14 protein-coding genes and 1 rRNA gene are annotated in these 16,870 nt (G+C 39.6%); 8 read left to right on the top strand and 7 right to left on the bottom strand.

Annotated elements, in window-relative coordinates; all coding sequences use genetic code 11:
* Nucleotides 1-56: 56 nt before the first annotated feature.
* The 7 genes from rsmG to rpmH all read right to left on the bottom strand — a co-directional run bounded on the left by rsmG (nt 57) and on the right by rpmH (nt 6,638).
* On the bottom strand, nt 57-773 hold the full coding sequence (gene rsmG / locus J2Y67_RS12010; RefSeq protein ID WP_310174276.1) for a 16S rRNA (guanine(527)-N(7))-methyltransferase RsmG: 717 nt from the start codon (nt 771-773) through the stop codon (nt 57-59).
* 136 nt (nt 774-909) lie between these two features.
* Nucleotides 910-2,796, bottom strand: a complete 1,887-nt coding sequence (gene mnmG, locus J2Y67_RS12005) for a tRNA uridine-5-carboxymethylaminomethyl(34) synthesis enzyme MnmG (RefSeq protein WP_310174275.1) — start codon at nt 2,794-2,796, stop codon at nt 910-912.
* Between the two features lie 55 nt (nt 2,797-2,851).
* Nucleotides 2,852-4,237: a tRNA uridine-5-carboxymethylaminomethyl(34) synthesis GTPase MnmE gene (gene mnmE / locus J2Y67_RS12000; protein ID WP_310174446.1), complete on the bottom strand. Its 1,386-nt coding sequence runs from the start codon at nt 4,235-4,237 to the stop codon at nt 2,852-2,854.
* 298 nt (nt 4,238-4,535) lie between these two features.
* The gene (gene jag / locus J2Y67_RS11995; RefSeq protein WP_310174273.1) at nt 4,536-5,156 is read right to left on the bottom strand and encodes an RNA-binding cell elongation regulator Jag/EloR; all 621 of its coding nucleotides are present in this window, start codon (nt 5,154-5,156) and stop codon (nt 4,536-4,538) included.
* On the bottom strand, nt 5,153-5,929 hold the full coding sequence (gene spoIIIJ, locus J2Y67_RS11990; protein ID WP_396954071.1) for a YidC family membrane integrase SpoIIIJ: 777 nt from the start codon (nt 5,927-5,929) through the stop codon (nt 5,153-5,155). The genes jag and spoIIIJ overlap by 4 nt, the downstream gene beginning before the upstream one ends.
* Nucleotides 5,930-6,077: 148 nt before the next feature.
* On the bottom strand, nt 6,078-6,422 hold the full coding sequence (gene rnpA, locus J2Y67_RS11985) for a ribonuclease P protein component (RefSeq protein ID WP_310174272.1): 345 nt from the start codon (nt 6,420-6,422) through the stop codon (nt 6,078-6,080).
* 81 nt (nt 6,423-6,503) lie between these two features.
* Nucleotides 6,504-6,638, bottom strand: a complete 135-nt coding sequence (rpmH, locus tag J2Y67_RS11980; protein ID WP_007084526.1) for a 50S ribosomal protein L34 — start codon at nt 6,636-6,638, stop codon at nt 6,504-6,506.
* Nucleotides 6,639-7,287: 649 nt separating this feature from the next.
* Here rpmH and dnaA point away from each other — a divergent pair.
* The 8 genes from dnaA to J2Y67_RS11940 all read left to right on the top strand — a co-directional run.
* On the top strand, nt 7,288-8,634 hold the full coding sequence (gene dnaA / locus J2Y67_RS11975) for a chromosomal replication initiator protein DnaA (RefSeq protein WP_310174266.1): 1,347 nt from the start codon (nt 7,288-7,290) through the stop codon (nt 8,632-8,634).
* A 195-nt stretch (nt 8,635-8,829) separates the two neighbouring features.
* A complete protein-coding gene (gene dnaN, locus J2Y67_RS11970; protein ID WP_310174264.1) occupies nt 8,830-9,966 on the top strand; it encodes a DNA polymerase III subunit beta in 1,137 nt (378 codons plus the stop codon).
* Nucleotides 9,967-10,081: 115 nt separating this feature from the next.
* Entirely contained in the window at nt 10,082-10,300 is a 219-nt protein-coding gene (yaaA, locus tag J2Y67_RS11965; RefSeq protein WP_310174262.1) for a S4 domain-containing protein YaaA, read from the top strand.
* A 14-nt stretch (nt 10,301-10,314) separates the two neighbouring features.
* A complete protein-coding gene (gene recF / locus J2Y67_RS11960) occupies nt 10,315-11,430 on the top strand; it encodes a DNA replication/repair protein RecF (protein ID WP_310174260.1) in 1,116 nt (371 codons plus the stop codon).
* Nucleotides 11,431-11,465: 35 nt separating this feature from the next.
* Nucleotides 11,466-11,714: an extracellular matrix regulator RemB gene (remB, locus tag J2Y67_RS11955; RefSeq protein ID WP_310174258.1), complete on the top strand. Its 249-nt coding sequence runs from the start codon at nt 11,466-11,468 to the stop codon at nt 11,712-11,714.
* Between the two features lie 73 nt (nt 11,715-11,787).
* The gene (gyrB, locus tag J2Y67_RS11950) at nt 11,788-13,710 is read left to right on the top strand and encodes a DNA topoisomerase (ATP-hydrolyzing) subunit B (protein ID WP_310174256.1); all 1,923 of its coding nucleotides are present in this window, start codon (nt 11,788-11,790) and stop codon (nt 13,708-13,710) included.
* 136 nt (nt 13,711-13,846) lie between these two features.
* Complete coding sequence (gene gyrA, locus J2Y67_RS11945; protein WP_310174254.1) at nt 13,847-16,384, top strand: DNA gyrase subunit A; 2,538 nt, start codon at nt 13,847-13,849, stop codon at nt 16,382-16,384.
* Between the two features lie 299 nt (nt 16,385-16,683).
* A 16S ribosomal RNA gene (locus J2Y67_RS11940) occupies nt 16,684-16,870 on the top strand; the annotation flags it as partial.

Here is a 16,870-nt window from a genome sequence, read left to right as displayed (position 1 = left end):
ATTTCTTCCTGCCAGTCAAGGGTATTTTTCAAAAATTGATCTGTTTCCATTCCAAATTACTCAATCGGCATTTTCCCAGGCGTGCCTGGCTTTCGCGGATATTTCTTTGGTGTTTGTTTCTCTTTCTTAATGACCAAAATATTTCGTTCACTTTCTTCAATTGGTAATGTAAAAGTGAACACATTTTCCAATTTCCCGCCAAGAGTCGAAATCGCCTTTTGGCCTGAATCTAACTCATCCTTGGCATGAGCAGCCTTCATGGCGATAAAATGCCCGCCCACTTTTACAAGTGGCAAACATAGCTCACTTAAAACGGACATTCTGGCCACTGCTCTTGCTGTTACAACATCAAACGATTCCCGGTAATTTGGATTTACTCCAAATGTTTCGGCACGGTCATGGATAAATTGGACATTTTCGAGCTTTAGTACACTTGCCAAATGGTTTAAAAATGAGATTCGTTTGTTGAGCGAGTCAACAATGGTCACCTCTATTTGTGGAAAAGCAATTTTTAAAGGAATGCTCGGAAATCCGGCACCTGCCCCGACATCACAAAGATGAAAGGGTTTTGTAAAGTCGTAATAAAAGCCCGCGGTTATGGAGTCATAAAAATGCTTTAAATATACATCGGCTTTATCTGTGATTGCCGTCAGATTCATTTTTTCGTTCCATTCCACAAGGGTTTCGTAATATATTTCAAATTGCTCCAACTGCCTTGAGGAAAGGGTAATTCCCTTTTCCCGCAGCATGGCTTCAAATTGTTCAAAATTCATGTAGATATTCCTCACTGTCTAGCTCCAGTGCCTAGGGGCTCGAGGTCACAAGCCAATCCGCCAAGAAGGTTAAAGAGCAACCTTCTCAGCGGCTCGTCTTGTACTTGTCACCCCTGACCAAGGCACTTCCGCCTTTCTAATTTGAAACCCTGGCAATTCTGCCCTGTTCTAAATAAACAAGCAGAATGGAAATATCGGCTGGGTTTACCCCGGAAATTCTGGATGCCTGGGCAATCGATAACGGTTTAATTTTTTTCAACTTCTGTCTTGCCTCTGTTGCTAATCCGTTTATGGCATCATAATCAATGTTTTCAGGGATTTTCTTATTCTCCATTTTCTTTAAGCGGTCAACCTGCTGAAGTGATTTTTCAATATATCCTTCATACTTAATTTGGATTTCAACTTGTTCTTTAATTTCAGTATCCAAAGAAACATCACTTGGGACAAGTTGCTCAATATGTTCATAGGACATTTCCGGTCTCTTTAACAGGTCGGATGCGCGTATTCCGTCTTTTAATTCACTGCCGCCAAGACTTTTAATTAAATCCTGAACCTCTTTTGATGGTTTGATGATCGTCGACCATAACCGTTTCTTTTCAACCTCAATCGCTTCTTTTTTGGCTAAAAATTGCGTATAGCGTTCCTCACGGATCAACCCAATTTCTTGACCTATTTCCGTTAGCCTTAAGTCAGCATTATCATGACGTAAAAGAAGACGATATTCTGCCCGCGATGTTAGCAGGCGATAAGGTTCATTTGTCCCCTTAGTAATGAGGTCATCAATCAAAACACCAATATACGCATCTGAACGGCTTAACACTAATTGCTCCCGGCCTAAGGCATTGAGGCCGGCATTAATTCCCGCCATTAGACCTTGACCAGCTGCTTCCTCATATCCGGAAGTTCCATTAATTTGGCCGGCAGTGTAGAGATTTTTGACAATCTTTGTTTCAAGTGTCGGCCAAAGCTGTGTTGGCACGATGGCATCGTATTCGATGGCATAACCAGAGCGCATCATTTGAACATTTTCAAGACCCGGTATGCTTTTTAGGATTTGCTGCTGGACATCTTCCGGCAGGCTGGTTGATAAGCCTTGGACATATACTTCCTGTGTATTTCTTCCTTCAGGCTCAAGAAAAATCTGATGGCGCGGTTTGTCATTAAAGCGCACGACCTTATCCTCAATGGATGGGCAATAACGTGGTCCCGTTCCTTTAATCATCCCTGAATACATCGGTGAACGATGGAGGTTCTGATCGATTAACAGATGGGTTTGTTCATTCGTATAGGTTAGCCAGCATGGAAGCTGATCGGTAATGTATTTCGTTGTTTCATATGAAAAAGCCCGCGGCTGTTCGTCACCCGGCTGAATTTCTGTTTTGCTGTAATCGATGGTATGGCTGTTAACCCTTGGTGGTGTCCCTGTTTTAAAACGAACGAGGTCGAAGCCTAGCTCTTCAAGATGCTCCGATAACTTAACAGCCGGCTGCTGGTTATTTGGACCGCTTGAATATTTTAATTCACCAAGAATGATTTCGCCACGCAGGTAGGTACCAGTCGTAATAACCACTGTTTTGGCACGATACGTTGCACCTGTTTTGGTAACAGCCCCAACAACTACACCGTCTTCGACAACTAACTGCTCAACCATTCCCTGCAATAGGGTCAAATTCGGTTCATTTTCCAGTGTGTTTTTCATCTCATGCTGATAGGCAAATTTATCGGCCTGTGCCCGCAGTGCCCTTACGGCAGGACCTTTCCCTGTATTCAACATCCTCATTTGAATATAGGTTTTATCAATATTTTTGCCCATTTCCCCGCCAAGTGCATCGATTTCACGCACAACGATTCCTTTTGCCGGCCCGCCAACAGAAGGATTACACGGCATGAATGCCACCATATCAAGGTTAATGGTAATCATTAATGTTTTTGCGCCAAGCCGTGCGGCTGCAAGGCCGGCTTCACAGCCCGCATGACCCGCACCTACGACAATGACGTCGTAATTTCCTGCTTCGTATTGCATGGTTGTTCCTCCAATTTCCGAATATCTCGGAATGTAAAAAATTAATTTCTAATACTTATTTCCCTAAACAGAACTGGGAAAACAGCTGGTCGATTAAGCTTTCATGGACACTGTCGCCAATGACTTCCCCCAACAGTTCCCAGACCCGCGTTAAATCAATCTGAACGATATCGATCGGAGTCCCCATTTCGACTCCGGTAATGGCTTCTTCAATTGAATTTACCGCTTGATTCAATAATGCAATATGGCGGCTGTTTGAAACATAGGTCATATCCCCGGCCTCTATCGTTCCGGCAAAAAATAACGAAGAAATGGCCTCCTCCAATTCATCAACCCCACGGTCCTCAAGAAGCGACGTCGTCACCAGCTTATGTCCGGCAGCCAGATCCTTCACCCGATTTAAATCAATTTTCTGCGGAAGGTCGGTTTTGTTGACAATCACAATGACATCCATTCCTTCAACAGCCTTAAAAAGATTTTCATCTTCCATTGTTAACTCATCGGAATAATTTAAAACGAGCAGAATTAAATCTGCCTCACGTAAAACCTGGCGGGAACGTTCAACGCCAATCCGTTCCACAATATCTTCTGTTTCCCGTATTCCCGCTGTATCCAAAAGTCTTAGCGGCACACCACGAACATTAACATATTCTTCAATGACATCACGGGTTGTCCCGGGAATGTCGGTGACAATTGCCTTATTTTCATGAACTAAACTATTTAATAACGAAGATTTTCCTACATTCGGGCGACCAACAATAACTGTCGACAATCCTTCACGTAAAATTTTCCCCTGCTGCGAGGTTTGCAAAAGCTTCTTAATTTCTTCTCGTACATAAGCCGCTTTTTCCTTCAGCATTTTATGAGTCATTTCCTCGACATCATCGTATTCAGGATAATCAATATTCACTTCCACATGGGCAAGGATTTCTAAAATTTCCTGACGCAAACCGCGAATCAATCGCGATAATCGTCCTTCCATTTGCCCCAATGCAACATTCATCGCCCGGTCCGTTTTTGCCCGGATTAAATCCATAACTGCCTCTGCCTGCGATAAATCGATCCGCCCATTTAAAAAAGCCCGTTTCGTAAATTCACCCGGTTCAGCAAGCCGTGCCCCATTATTTAATATTAACTGCAACACACGGTTAACGGAAACAATTCCACCGTGGCAATTAATTTCAACTACATCCTCTTTTGTAAAGGTTTTTGGTCCCTTCATCAGCGAAACCATTACTTCCTCCACCACTTGTCCGTTTTTTGGATCCATTAGATGGCCGTAATGAATCGTATGGGATGCCATATCAATCAGCCTTTTTCCGCTGATACTTTTAAAAACTTTATCAGCAATTTTAAAGGCATCATCACCACTTAATCTTACAATCGCTATTGCACCTTCGCCCATCGGCGTCGAAATCGCCGCAATCGTGTCAAACTCCATGATCTTCACCACTCTTACCTGTAAAAATAATCTATAGTAGAAATGATATTTTGCTCCAAATTACTAGAATATCACATCAGTTTCAGTTAAAAAAGCAATCGAAATTATCCACAACAAAAAGTATTTATCTTTTATTTTAACTTATCCACATGTGAATAACAATAAAACATACATTTTCACCTCCACAAAAAGTTATTCACATGCTTTTTAAAAAAAATGCCCTATTTGATTTCCACTCACTTTCCGCAAGAAAAAGACAAAAAAACACCCTATCAATTGATAGAGTGTCTGTTAATTTTTATTTCGCTGGTGTGATTACAATATAGCGATGTGGTTCTGAACCATCAGAAAATGTTTTAACCCGTTTATTTTCAGATAATGCAGTATGAATGACTTTGCGCTCATAGGATGGCATCGGCTCCAAGGTCACTTCTTTCCCTGTCTTAACTGCCTTTTGAGCAAGACGATGAGCTAATTGAATCAAGGTCTCATTCCTGCGATTCCGGTAATCTTCAGCATCCAAAATGACGGTTAAATATTGATTGGACGAGCGATTAATGACAAGCTGGGCCAAATATTGCAAGGAATTTAAGGTTTGTCCTCTTTTTCCAATCAATAGAGCAATTTTCTCCCCTGTTAAAACAAAATTAACTTGTTTTCCTTCGCGTTTTACTTCAATATCAACCGGTGCTCCCATTTGTTCGCTGACATTCTTTAGGAAATTTTTAGCTTCCTCAATTGGATCAATGACTAAGGTTACCTTTACCACAGCCGGGCGTGAACCGAAAATTCCAAAAATTCCTCTTTTTCCTTCATCAAGGATGTCAATTTCTGCGCGGTTCTTCGTTGTTTGTAATTGAGCTAAAGCTGATTCTACTGCTTCTTCGACAGTTTGTCCTGTAGCAGTTACCTGTTTCACTTCTTTGCTCCCCCCGCATTGCCGGTAGCTTGTGCCTTCAGTTCCGGCCCTTTAATAAAATAGGTTTGAACAATCATAAAAATATTTCCGACTACCCAATACAAAGAAAGTGCAGCTGGGAAATTAAATGCAAAAATGACAATCATAATCGGCATCATCCAAACCATCATCGCCATTTGCGGATTTTGGCTTTCCGTGCCGGCCATCATCATTTTTTGCTGAATAAACGTCGTAACCCCTGCAATGATCGGTAAAATATAATAAGGATCCTTATCTCCTAAGTCAAACCATAAGAAATTATCCTGAGCGATTTCCCTTGTTCTAGAGATTGCATGGTAAAAACCAATTAAAATCGGCATTTGAATGATTAACGGAAAACATCCTGCCATTGGATTCACACCATTTTTTTGGAAAAGAGCCATTGTTTCCTGCTGCAATTTTTGCTGAGTTTTCTGGTCCTTAGAGCTGTATTTCTTTTTAAGTTCCGCTAACTGTGGTTGAAGTGACTGCATCGCCTTTGAGCTTCTAGTTTGCTTAATCATAAGCGGCAAAATAACCAGGCGAACGAGGATGGTAACGACAATAATCGATAATCCAAAGCTTCCGCCAAGCAAATGAGCTACTTCTTTAATCAGCCAAGATAAAGGATATACAATATATTGATTCCAAACTCCTGTACTTTCTGATGTAATTGGCTGCTTAATTTGACTGCATCCCGTTAAGAACAGGAATAAAGAAAGCATCCCCGACAAAAGTAATATTCTTTTTTTCAACCAAATTTTCCTCCTTGTCCAAAATATAAATATTTAAGTTTAAAAATTTTTATATGTATGTTTTTACTTATAAAGTATTTTACCATTTTCTTGTATAAAATGTCTTTATTCCAAAGTAAACAAGGGAAATACTCACCTTTATGTCCTTTTAACGTTTCTTTAAAACCTTTCCTACCTTTAAAACATGCGTTAAGCTCTTTTTCACTTCGAAAAAGTCCATTTCCGCCGCAGGCTTTCTCGCAATAATGATGTAATCATTTCCTGCTTGCAGCTGATCCTTTAGTTCAAAAAGTGCTTGTCGAATATTGCGTTTTATTTGGTTTCTGGTAACGGCATTCCCTATTTTTTTGCTAACTGACAATCCAATTCGAAAATTTTCCTGCCCCTCTTTTTTTAATGAGTAGACAACAAATTGCCGATTTGCAAAGGAATATCCCTTTTGAAAGGCTTCTTGAAACTCTTTATTCTTTTTAACCCTTAATTCTTTCTTCATCAAAACACCTTCAGTCTGAATAGTCTCAGTAATATTTTTCCCTCTTAATTGAAAAAAAGACCACTGAGACGTTTCAGTGGTCTAAGCTGATAAAACTTTTCTTCCTTTTAGACGACGGCGAGCAAGAACTTTACGTCCGTTTGCTGAGCTCATTCGACTGCGGAAACCGTGAACTTTACTGTGCTTACGTTTATTTGGTTGATATGTTCTTTTCATTATATGACACCTCCCTGAGGAATAGCTATCAAGTTTAATGCTTTTGACAGTCTTAATTATTATAAAGAGGTCTATATAAGATTGTCAACTACTCTTCTGCTATTGTTCCCTATTTCCAAAATTTTTTAGCGTACATGATTTTTTCGCTTTTTTGAAATCCTAATTTGGGAAGATCCTGTTCCCTTTCTCACCTGTGGATAAATAATCGACATTTTTTTTGCACATTTCACAAGTTATCGACAGTTTTTTCACAAAGCCAATCCTTGTGGACAATTTTTACCCACAACATGACCTTGTTGTGGATAAACTGCGAAAAAGCATTGCACCTCTTGCTATTATTTGATATTATATTTGTGTTTTCACTCTGAATAACTTTGCGCTAATTTATTGTTATCCACAAATTGTGGATAACGTGTGGATAGGTTATTCAAGTGTACTGCAGAAACTTGTCCACAAGAAGTGGATATTGTCGAAACTCCACTTTATTTCCTTATTATATATTTTTCCACAACCACTGTTTCGTATATTTATAAATTAATAGATTGTACAGCTTGTATAACTTGTTTTTTCACGGAACTTTCGGGGCTTTACAGCTTTTATTTAAAGTGAAGTTACACTATTTATCATTTTGAAAAGGAGGGGAAACTCGTTGGAAAATATTGCGGATCTTTGGAATGCAGCGCTGGCCAATATAGAGAAAAAGATAAGCAAGCCAAGCTTTGATACCTGGCTTAAGTCGACAAAGGCTCATTCCCTTCAAGGAAATCTCCTTGTGATCACAGCACCGAATGAATTTGCGCGTGATTGGCTGGAGGAACGTTATTCCCAGTTAATCTCAGGTATTCTCTATGAAATTACGGGAGAAGAGCTATCTGTGAAATTTATTATTCCGCATAACCAAAATGAGGAAGAAATGGATGTACCTGCGCCTCCAAAAAAGGCAAAAAAGGAAGAAGATCAAAATGATTTTCCGCAAAACATCTTAAATCCTAAGTACCTTTTTGATTCGTTCGTAATTGGTTCAGGAAACCGTTTTGCCCATGCTGCATCGCTCGCCGTAGCTGAGGCACCGGCAAAGGCTTATAATCCTTTATTTATATATGGAGGAGTAGGTTTAGGGAAAACCCACTTAATGCATGCGATTGGCCATTATGTGCTAGATCATAATCCTTCAGCAAAAGTCGTTTATTTATCATCAGAAAAATTTACAAATGAATTTATTAACTCGATTCGTGACAATAAAGCTGAAAGCTTTCGCAATAAATATCGAAATGTAGATGTCCTGCTAATTGATGATATTCAATTTTTAGCGGGAAAAGAATCAACCCAGGAGGAATTTTTCCATACTTTCAATGCTCTTCACGAAGAAAGCAAACAAATTATTATTTCAAGTGACCGCCCGCCAAGGGAAATTCCTACTTTGGAGGACCGGCTCCGTTCGCGATTTGAGTGGGGGTTAATCACGGATATTACACCACCCGATTTAGAAACAAGGATTGCCATTCTCCGCAAGAAAGCAAAAGCGGAAGGACTGGATATTCCGAATGAAGTCATGCTGTATATTGCAAATCAAATTGATTCAAACATACGTGAACTTGAGGGCGCGCTTATTCGCGTTGTCGCTTATTCATCCTTAATTAATAAGGATATCAATGCGGATTTAGCAGCTGAAGCATTGAAAGACATCATTCCAAGCTCTAAGCCAAAGGTGGTTACGATTCTTGATATTCAAAGGATTGTTGGGGAACAGTTTGGTGTAAAACTGGAAGATTTTAAAGCAAAAAAACGGACAAAGTCGGTTGCTTTTCCAAGGCAAATTGCGATGTATTTATCTCGGGAATTAACGGATCACTCTCTCCCAAAAATCGGAGAAGAGTTTGGCGGCAGAGATCATACTACCGTCATCCATGCCCATGAAAAAATATCTAAAATGCTGCAAAGCGATTCACAGCTTCAAAAGCAAATAAAAGAATTAAATGAACTTTTAAAGGTTTAATTGACTAGGTTGATAATGTGAATAACTTTTACTCATTCATGCACAGTCTGTCCACATGTGGATAGGCTGTATTTCCTTTGATAAAATAGAGTTATCCACATACTAACAGGCCCTACTAGTACTTCTACTATTTTTTTAAAAAAATATTATATGTAATTGCCATTAAAAATATGCTTAATCGGAGGAATTTCTAAAATGAGATTTATCATTCAACGGGACCGCCTCGTTCAAAGTGTTCAAGATGTGATGAAAGCTGTCACTTCCAGGACAACCATTCCAATTTTAACGGGAATTAAAATTACTGCCGAAGAGGTAGGAGTTACCCTAACAGGAAGTGACTCTGATATATCAATTGAATCCTTTATTCCAAAAGAGGAATCAGGAGATGAAATCGTTGAAATCAAACAAACCGGAGCTATTGTCCTGCAAGCAAAATTCTTTAGTGAGATAGTAAAAAAGCTCCCAACCGATACAGTTGAAATAGAAGTTCTGGGATCCCTGCAAACGGTTATTCGCTCTGGCAAATCAGAATTTAACCTAAATGGACTGGATGCAGAGGAATATCCACATCTCCCGCAAATTGAGGAAAATAATAAATTCCATATTGCTACAGACCTTTTAAAAGCAATGATTCGGCAAACCGTTTTCGCAGTGTCCACCTCAGAAACACGCCCCATCTTGACAGGTGTAAACTGGAAGATCGAAAACGGGGAGTTAACCTGTATTGCAACAGATAGCCATCGCTTGGCATTAAGGAAAGCAAGAATAGAAAATGAAACGACTGAAAATTATAATGTGGTGATTCCAGGGAAAAGCTTGAATGAGTTAAGTAAAATAATTGATGATTCCAATGAATTAATTGATATTGTCATTACGGAAAATCAAATTTTATTTAAAGCAAAACATTTATTGTTTTTCTCAAGACTGCTAGAAGGAAATTATCCTGATACATCTCGCTTGATTCCGAATGAAAGCAAAACAGATGTGACCGTCAATACGAAAGCATTCCTGCAAGCGATTGATCGTGCGTCTCTTCTTGCACGTGAAGGAAGAAATAATGTCGTTAAATTTGCAACGAATGAGGGAGGAATCATCGAGGTTTCTTCTAATACACCGGAAGTCGGTAAAGTTGTCGAAGAAATTCAAAGCCAATCGATTGAAGGGGAAGATTTAAAAATTTCTTTTAGTGCAAAATATATGATGGATGCATTAAAGGCATTGGAGGGTACGGAGATTCGTATCAGCTTTACCGGAGCGATGCGCCCATTCCTTATTCGTCCGCTTCATGACGAAACAACCTTGCAATTAATTTTACCGGTGAGAACTTATTAACAAAAAATAGAGCTGCCAAAACAAATGGCAGCTTTTTTTTAGATTTCTTTGTATCCAATCCATTTTTTTAGTAAAATAAAGTATTGAGACCATTTTTTGAAATGAGTGATTGATTATGTCTGCCAAAATAGAAATAAACACAGAATTTATTACATTAGGGCAATTTCTTAAACTTGCTGATGTGATTCAGACAGGTGGAATGGCAAAATGGTTTTTAAGTGAACATCAAATTATTATCAATGGTGAACAAGATCAAAGAAGAGGAAGAAAGCTTCGTGCAGGCGACAAGGTGAAGATACCTGGTTACGGAGATTTCTTTATTATGGAAAAATAGAGGATGTTACGTTCATGTATATTGAACAATTAGCCTTAAAAGATTATCGGAATTACGAAACATTATCTGTCCAATTTGAAAATAAAGTAAATGTGATCCTAGGGGAAAATGCCCAGGGAAAAACCAATGTGATGGAGTCCATCTATGTTTTAGCCATGGCTAAATCCCACCGGACGTCGAATGACAAAGATCTTATTCGTTGGGACCAAGAGTATGCTAAAATAGAAGGTAGAATCCAAAAACAATATAGTTCTTTGCCTTTGCAGCTAGTTATCTCTAAAAAGGGAAAAAAAGCAAAGTGCAATCACATTGAACAACAAAAGTTAAGCCAATATGTTGGGAACCTTAATGTCGTTATGTTTGCGCCGGAGGATCTAAACTTGGTAAAGGGCAGCCCACAGGTTAGAAGGCGCTTTATTGATATGGAAATTGGCCAGGTATCGCCGGTTTATTTACATGATATGAGCCAATATCAAAAAATACTTCAACAACGAAATCATTTTTTAAAAATGATGCAAATAAAAAAGCAGTCTGACCAAACGATGCTGGAAATATTAACGGAGCAGTTTATCGAAACAGCGGTAAAGATTATTAATAAGCGATTTGAGTTCCTTCAACTGCTTCAAAAATGGGCAGAACCCATCCATAGTGGCATCTCTAGAGGCTTAGAATCACTTAAAATTGAGTACAAACCATCTGTGGATGTATTAGAAGGCCAAGATTTGTCGAAAATGGTAGCATCCTTTGAGGAAAAGTTCAACAAGGTTAAATCAAGAGAGATCGAACGAGGGACAACTCTGTTTGGCCCCCATCGCGACGATCTAGTGTTTTTCGTCAATAATCGGGATGTGCAAACATTCGGATCACAGGGGCAGCAGCGGACAACCGCCCTTTCTGTTAAGCTTGCCGAAATTGAATTAATTCATTCACAGATTGGTGAGTTTCCCATCTTACTCCTGGATGATGTGTTATCAGAATTAGATGACTATCGCCAGTCACATCTGCTCAATACCATTCAAGGAAGGGTTCAGACATTTGTAACAACGACTAGTGTTGATGGAATTCACCATCAAACATTAAAAGATGCTTCAACATATGAAGTAGAATCCGGTGTAATGAGAAAAGCGTAAGCGTCCGTAGAAAGAAAGTGGATTGAGGTGGGAGTGTGTATATTCATATCGGGGAGGATTTAAATATCAGGGTAAAGGATATTATTTCCATATTAGACAAAGAGAGTGCAAAATCTTCTGTGATGGTGGAGGAATTTTTACACCAACATGAAGATAAAGTCATTAACCTTTCAAAAAACCCCTTTAAGTCGGTCGTGATTACCTCCGACAAAGTTTATTTATCCCCTATTGCTTCCGGGACCTTAAAGAAACGTTCAAGTAAAAAGAATCTATCGGATTTATAAATACGAGTAAATAATTTTCTACTTTGAAATATAGATTGACTTTGTAAGAAAGTGCAGGTGAAAAGCTTTGACAATGGAACAAAAAATAGTTCAAGAACCAGCATATGGTGCCGACCAGATACAAGTATTAGAAGGGCTTGAGGCCGTTCGAAAAAGACCGGGGATGTATATTGGATCGACAAGCGGAAAAGGTCTTCATCATCTCGTTTGGGAAATAGTTGATAATAGTATTGATGAGGCTTTGGCAGGATATTGCACTGAAATTAATGTCATCATTGAAAAAGATAACAGTATTACCGTAAAGGATAATGGCCGGGGAATCCCTGTAGGAATCCAGGAAAAAATGGGAAGACCTGCTGTTGAGGTTATTATGACGGTCCTTCACGCTGGGGGGAAATTCGGCGGCGGTGGGTACAAGGTATCAGGAGGACTTCATGGTGTAGGTGCCTCCGTTGTAAATGCTCTGTCGACAGAGCTTGAGGTTTTTGTTCATCGGGATGGTCAAATACACTATCAAAAATACGAACGCGGAGTTCCGGTTGCCGATTTAAAAATCATCGGGGAAACTGATAAAACCGGTACAATTACACGTTTTAAACCAGATGGAGAAATTTTCACCGAAACATTGGAATACGATTACGATACCCTTGCAACACGGATTCGTGAGCTTGCTTTCCTTAACAGGGGTTTAAGAATAACCATTGAAGATAAACGTGTTGAAAATAAAAAGAGTGAATACCATTATGAAGGTGGTATTAAATCGTATGTTGAACATTTAAACCGCACAAAGGAAGTCGTTTTTGAAGATCCAATTTATATTGAGGGTGAACGCGACGGGATTAGTATAGAAGTAGCTCTTCAATATAACGAGGGATATACAGAGAGTATTTACTCCTTTGCAAACAACATCCATACTTACGAAGGCGGAACGCATGAGTCTGGCTTTAAAACAGCTTTAACGAGAGTTATCAATGATTACGCACGGAAAAATGGATTAATTAAAGAAGCGGATGCCAATCTTTCAGGTGAAGATGTTCGTGAAGGTCTAACAGCTATCGTTTCGATTAAGCACCCTGATCCGCAATTTGAAGGACAAACCAAAACCAAACTTGGAAACTCTGAAGTGAGAACCATTACAGATGCGTTATTTGCAAATACTTTTGATAAGTTTCTTTTGGAAAATCCAATAGTAGCAAAGAAAATTGTTGAAAAAGGTTTAATGGCAGCCAGAGCAAGACTTGCAGCAAAGAAAGCCCGGGAATTAACAAGACGAAAAAGTGCATTAGAAGTATCAAGTTTACCTGGGAAATTAGCTGACTGCTCTTCAAAAGACCCGTCTGAAAGTGAATTGTATATCGTTGAGGGTGACTCAGCGGGTGGTTCAGCGAAGCAAGGCCGTGATCGCCATTTCCAAGCGATTTTACCGTTAAAAGGGAAAATCCTTAATGTTGAGAAGGCGCGCCTTGATAAGATTCTTTCCAACAATGAGGTGCGAGCCATGATTACCGCCATTGGGACAGGAATTGGTGAAGACTTTGACATTTCAAAAGCACGTTACCATAAGGTAGTCATTATGACTGATGCAGATGTCGATGGTGCGCATATTCGAACACTGATCTTAACGTTCTTTTACCGGTATATGAGACAAATTTTAGAAGCAGGTTATGTCTTTATTGCCCAGCCGCCGTTATATAAGGTGCAACAAGGTAAACGGGTTGAGTATGCTTATAATGATAAGGAATTGGAAAAGGTTTTTGCGGAGCTTCCAAGTGCACCGAAGCCGAATGTCCAACGTTACAAAGGTTTAGGAGAAATGAATCCGGAACAATTATGGGAAACCACAATGGATCCTACTAATCGAAGCATGCTTCAAGTAAATCTTGAGGATGCGATAGAAGCAGATGAAACCTTTGAAATGTTAATGGGTGAAAAAGTTGAACCACGCCGTAACTTTATCGAAGAAAATGCAAAATACGTAAAGAATTTAGATATCTAAAGAAAAGAAAGCGAAAGCAACATGCTAGTTCGATTACAAGGGTAGAGGGGTGACCACTATCCTCCTTTTTTCGTTTACCTGATTATCAGCGTGAACGCTTCAAGGCAAAACTCACCCCGAATAGGAGGTACAAAAAATGTCTGAAACATCAAATCCTCAAATTAAAGAAATTAATATCAGTCAGGAGATGAGGTCATCCTTCCTAGACTATGCGATGAGTGTTATCGTTTCCCGTGCCCTTCCAGATGTTCGTGATGGGCTGAAACCAGTACATCGCCGTATTCTTTATGCGATGCATGACCTTGGGATCCATGCGGACAAACCATATAAGAAATCCGCTCGTATCGTTGGGGATGTAATTGGTAAATATCACCCCCACGGTGACTCGGCTGTTTATGAAACAATGGTTCGGATGGCGCAGAATTTTAACTATCGCTATATGCTTGTTGACGGCCACGGAAACTTTGGTTCAGTAGACGGCGATGCGGCCGCAGCGATGCGTTATACAGAATCGAGAATGTCTAAAATCTCAATGGAATTGTTACGAGATATCAACAAAGATACTATTGATTTCCAGCCTAACTATGATGGAGAAGAAAAAGAACCAGTCGTTTTGCCGGCCAGATTTCCTAATTTATTAGTGAATGGAACAACGGGGATTGCTGTTGGGATGGCTACCAATATCCCCCCTCACCAGCTTGGTGAAGTTATTGATGGGGTATTAGCTGTTAGTCATGATCCAGAAATAACGACCCAAGAATTAATGGAAATTATTCCTGGTCCGGATTTTCCAACCGGAGGTATTATTCTTGGACGAAGCGGAATCCGCAAAGCATACGAAACCGGCAGAGGTTCTATCACTCTTCGTGCAAAAGTAGAAATTGAACAAAAATCAAATGGTAAAGAAGTAATCATTGTAAATGAGTTACCATACCAAGTAAATAAGGCAAGGCTGATTGAAAAAATTGCTGAATTAGCCCGTGATAAAAAAATTGAAGGGATAACAGACCTAAGGGATGAATCCGACCGCAGAGGGATGCGTATTGTTATTGAGGTTCGTAAGGATGCGAATGCTAACGTCCTCTTAAATAACTTATATAAACAAACGGCGCTGCAAACTAGCTTTGGTATCAATACATTAGCACTAGTTGATGGCCATCCGAAGGTATTGAATCTTAAACAATGTTTAGTTTATTACCTGGATCACCAAAAGGTAGTTATTCGCCGCAGAACTGAATTCGAATTACGCAAGGCAGAAGCGCGTGCCCATATTTTAGAGGGATTGCGTATTGCCTTAGATAATTTAGATGCAGTAATTAACTTAATCCGCAGCTCACAAACAACGGATATTGCCCGAGAAGGCTTAATGACCCAATTTAACCTTTCCGAAAAGCAGGCTCAAGCCATTCTCGATATGCGTCTGCAACGTTTAACAGGTTTGGAAAGAGAAAAGATTGAGGAAGAATATCAAGGCCTAGTTAAACTCATTGCGGAGTTAAAAGCAATTTTGGCAGATGAAGAAAAGGTTCTAGAAATTATCCGTGAGGAACTATTAGAAATTAAAGAACGTTTCAACGATACACGCCGTACGGAGATTGCCGCTGGCGGCATTGAAAATATTGAGGATGAGGATTTAATCCCGCGTGAAAATATTGTCATTACCTTAACACATAATGGTTATGTCAAACGCCTCCCTGTCTCCACTTATCGTGCTCAAAAACGTGGCGGCCGTGGAATTCAGGGAATGGGAACAAATGAAGATGATTTTGTTGAACATCTCATTACTACATCCACACATGATACCATTCTCTTCTTCACAAATAAGGGGAAGGTATATCGATCAAAGGGATATGAAATTCCAGAATATAGCCGTACGGCTAAAGGAATCCCGATTATTAATCTGCTTGGTGTAGAAAAAGGTGAATGGGTAAATGCGATCATCCCAGTTGAGGAATTTGTGGATGATTGGTTCTTGTTCTTTACAACAAAAGAAGGAATCTCAAAACGATCACCATTAACCTCTTTTGCTCATATCCGGAACAATGGCCTAATTGCCTTAAATTTACGAGAGGGCGATGAGCTGATTTCAGCTCGTTTAACGGATGGTAATAAGCACATTATTATCGGAACCCAAAAAGGAATGCTGATCCGTTTCCCAGAAACAGATGTTAGGTCAATGGGCCGAACAGCCACAGGTGTAAAAGGGATAAACTTAGACAGCGATGATGAAGTTGTAGGCATGGAAGTATTAGAAGAAAATAACGATATCCTTATTGTAACTAAAAATGGTTATGGAAAACGTACGCCAGCAGCTGAATATCGTATTCAAGGCAGAGGCGGAAAAGGAATAAAGACATGCCATATTACCGATAAAAATGGAGACCTTGTCTCGATGAGAGCAGTAACGGGTGAGGAAGATTTAATGCTCATTACGACTGGCGGTGTCTTAATCCGTATTGACGTTGGCGGCATTTCTACGATGGGGCGAAATACAATTGGTGTAAAACTAATCAGCATAAAAGAAAATGAAAATGAATTCGTTGCAACCGTGGCGAAGGTAGAAAAAGAAGAGGAATCTCAGGAAGACGAAAATGAATTTGCAACTGAAGAAAACAATGAAATGAATGAGAATGCATCTAAAGAGGTTCAACCTATGACAGATGATGAAGAATAATAAAAGAGGTGAAGAGGGACACTTAAGTTGTTCCTCTTCATTTTTTTAAAAATTAACCTTGATTCTTTGGGCAACTCCTGATATAATCATTTAGGTCGACATAAATACTTTATCTTTCTAAAAAAGAAAAAGAAAAAAAGATGTTGACGGTATATCTATAAAGTGGTATATTAATAAAGTCGCTTTTGGGCGATTAAGAGAACTTGATCTTTGAAAACTAAACAAACAAGAACGTCAACAAACAATAATATTCATTTCTTTCGAAATGAAGCCAACGTAACATTCGAGCTACATCAACTTTCTTGGAGAGTTTGATCCTGGCTCAGGACGAACGCTGGCGGCGTGCCTAATACATGCAAGTCGAGCGAATCAATAGGAGCTTGCTCCTGTTGGTTAGCGGCGGACGGGTGAGTAACACGTGGGCAACCTGCCTGTAAGACTGGGATAACTTCGGGAAACCGGAGCTAATACCGGATAATCCTTTTC

Source organism: Neobacillus niacini (genome assembly GCF_031456445.1).
GTDB lineage: Bacteria > Bacillota > Bacilli > Bacillales > Cytobacillaceae > Neobacillus > Neobacillus niacini_I.
Note: the sequence above shows the minus strand (reverse complement) of the source record. Positions and strands in the feature narration are given on the sequence as shown.

What these genes read in the sequence shown, in the direction of transcription:
- dnaN (WP_310174264.1), top strand. Translation starts at nt 8,830, where the DNA reads ATGAGATTTATCATTCAACGGGACCGCCTCGTTCAAAGTGTTCAAGAT.
- rsmG (WP_310174276.1), bottom strand. Translation starts at nt 773, where the DNA reads ATGAATTTTGAACAATTTGAAGCCATGCTGCGGGAAAAGGGAATTACC.
- gyrA (WP_310174254.1), top strand. Translation starts at nt 13,847, where the DNA reads ATGTCTGAAACATCAAATCCTCAAATTAAAGAAATTAATATCAGTCAG.
- mnmE (WP_310174446.1), bottom strand. Translation starts at nt 4,237, where the DNA reads ATGGAGTTTGACACGATTGCGGCGATTTCGACGCCGATGGGCGAAGGT.
- recF (WP_310174260.1), top strand. Translation starts at nt 10,315, where the DNA reads ATGTATATTGAACAATTAGCCTTAAAAGATTATCGGAATTACGAAACA.
- rnpA (WP_310174272.1), bottom strand. Translation starts at nt 6,422, where the DNA reads ATGAAGAAAGAATTAAGGGTTAAAAAGAATAAAGAGTTTCAAGAAGCC.
- yaaA (WP_310174262.1), top strand. Translation starts at nt 10,082, where the DNA reads ATGTCTGCCAAAATAGAAATAAACACAGAATTTATTACATTAGGGCAA.
- mnmG (WP_310174275.1), bottom strand. Translation starts at nt 2,796, where the DNA reads ATGCAATACGAAGCAGGAAATTACGACGTCATTGTCGTAGGTGCGGGT.
- gyrB (WP_310174256.1), top strand. Translation starts at nt 11,788, where the DNA reads ATGGAACAAAAAATAGTTCAAGAACCAGCATATGGTGCCGACCAGATA.
- rpmH (WP_007084526.1), bottom strand. Translation starts at nt 6,638, where the DNA reads ATGAAAAGAACATATCAACCAAATAAACGTAAGCACAGTAAAGTTCAC.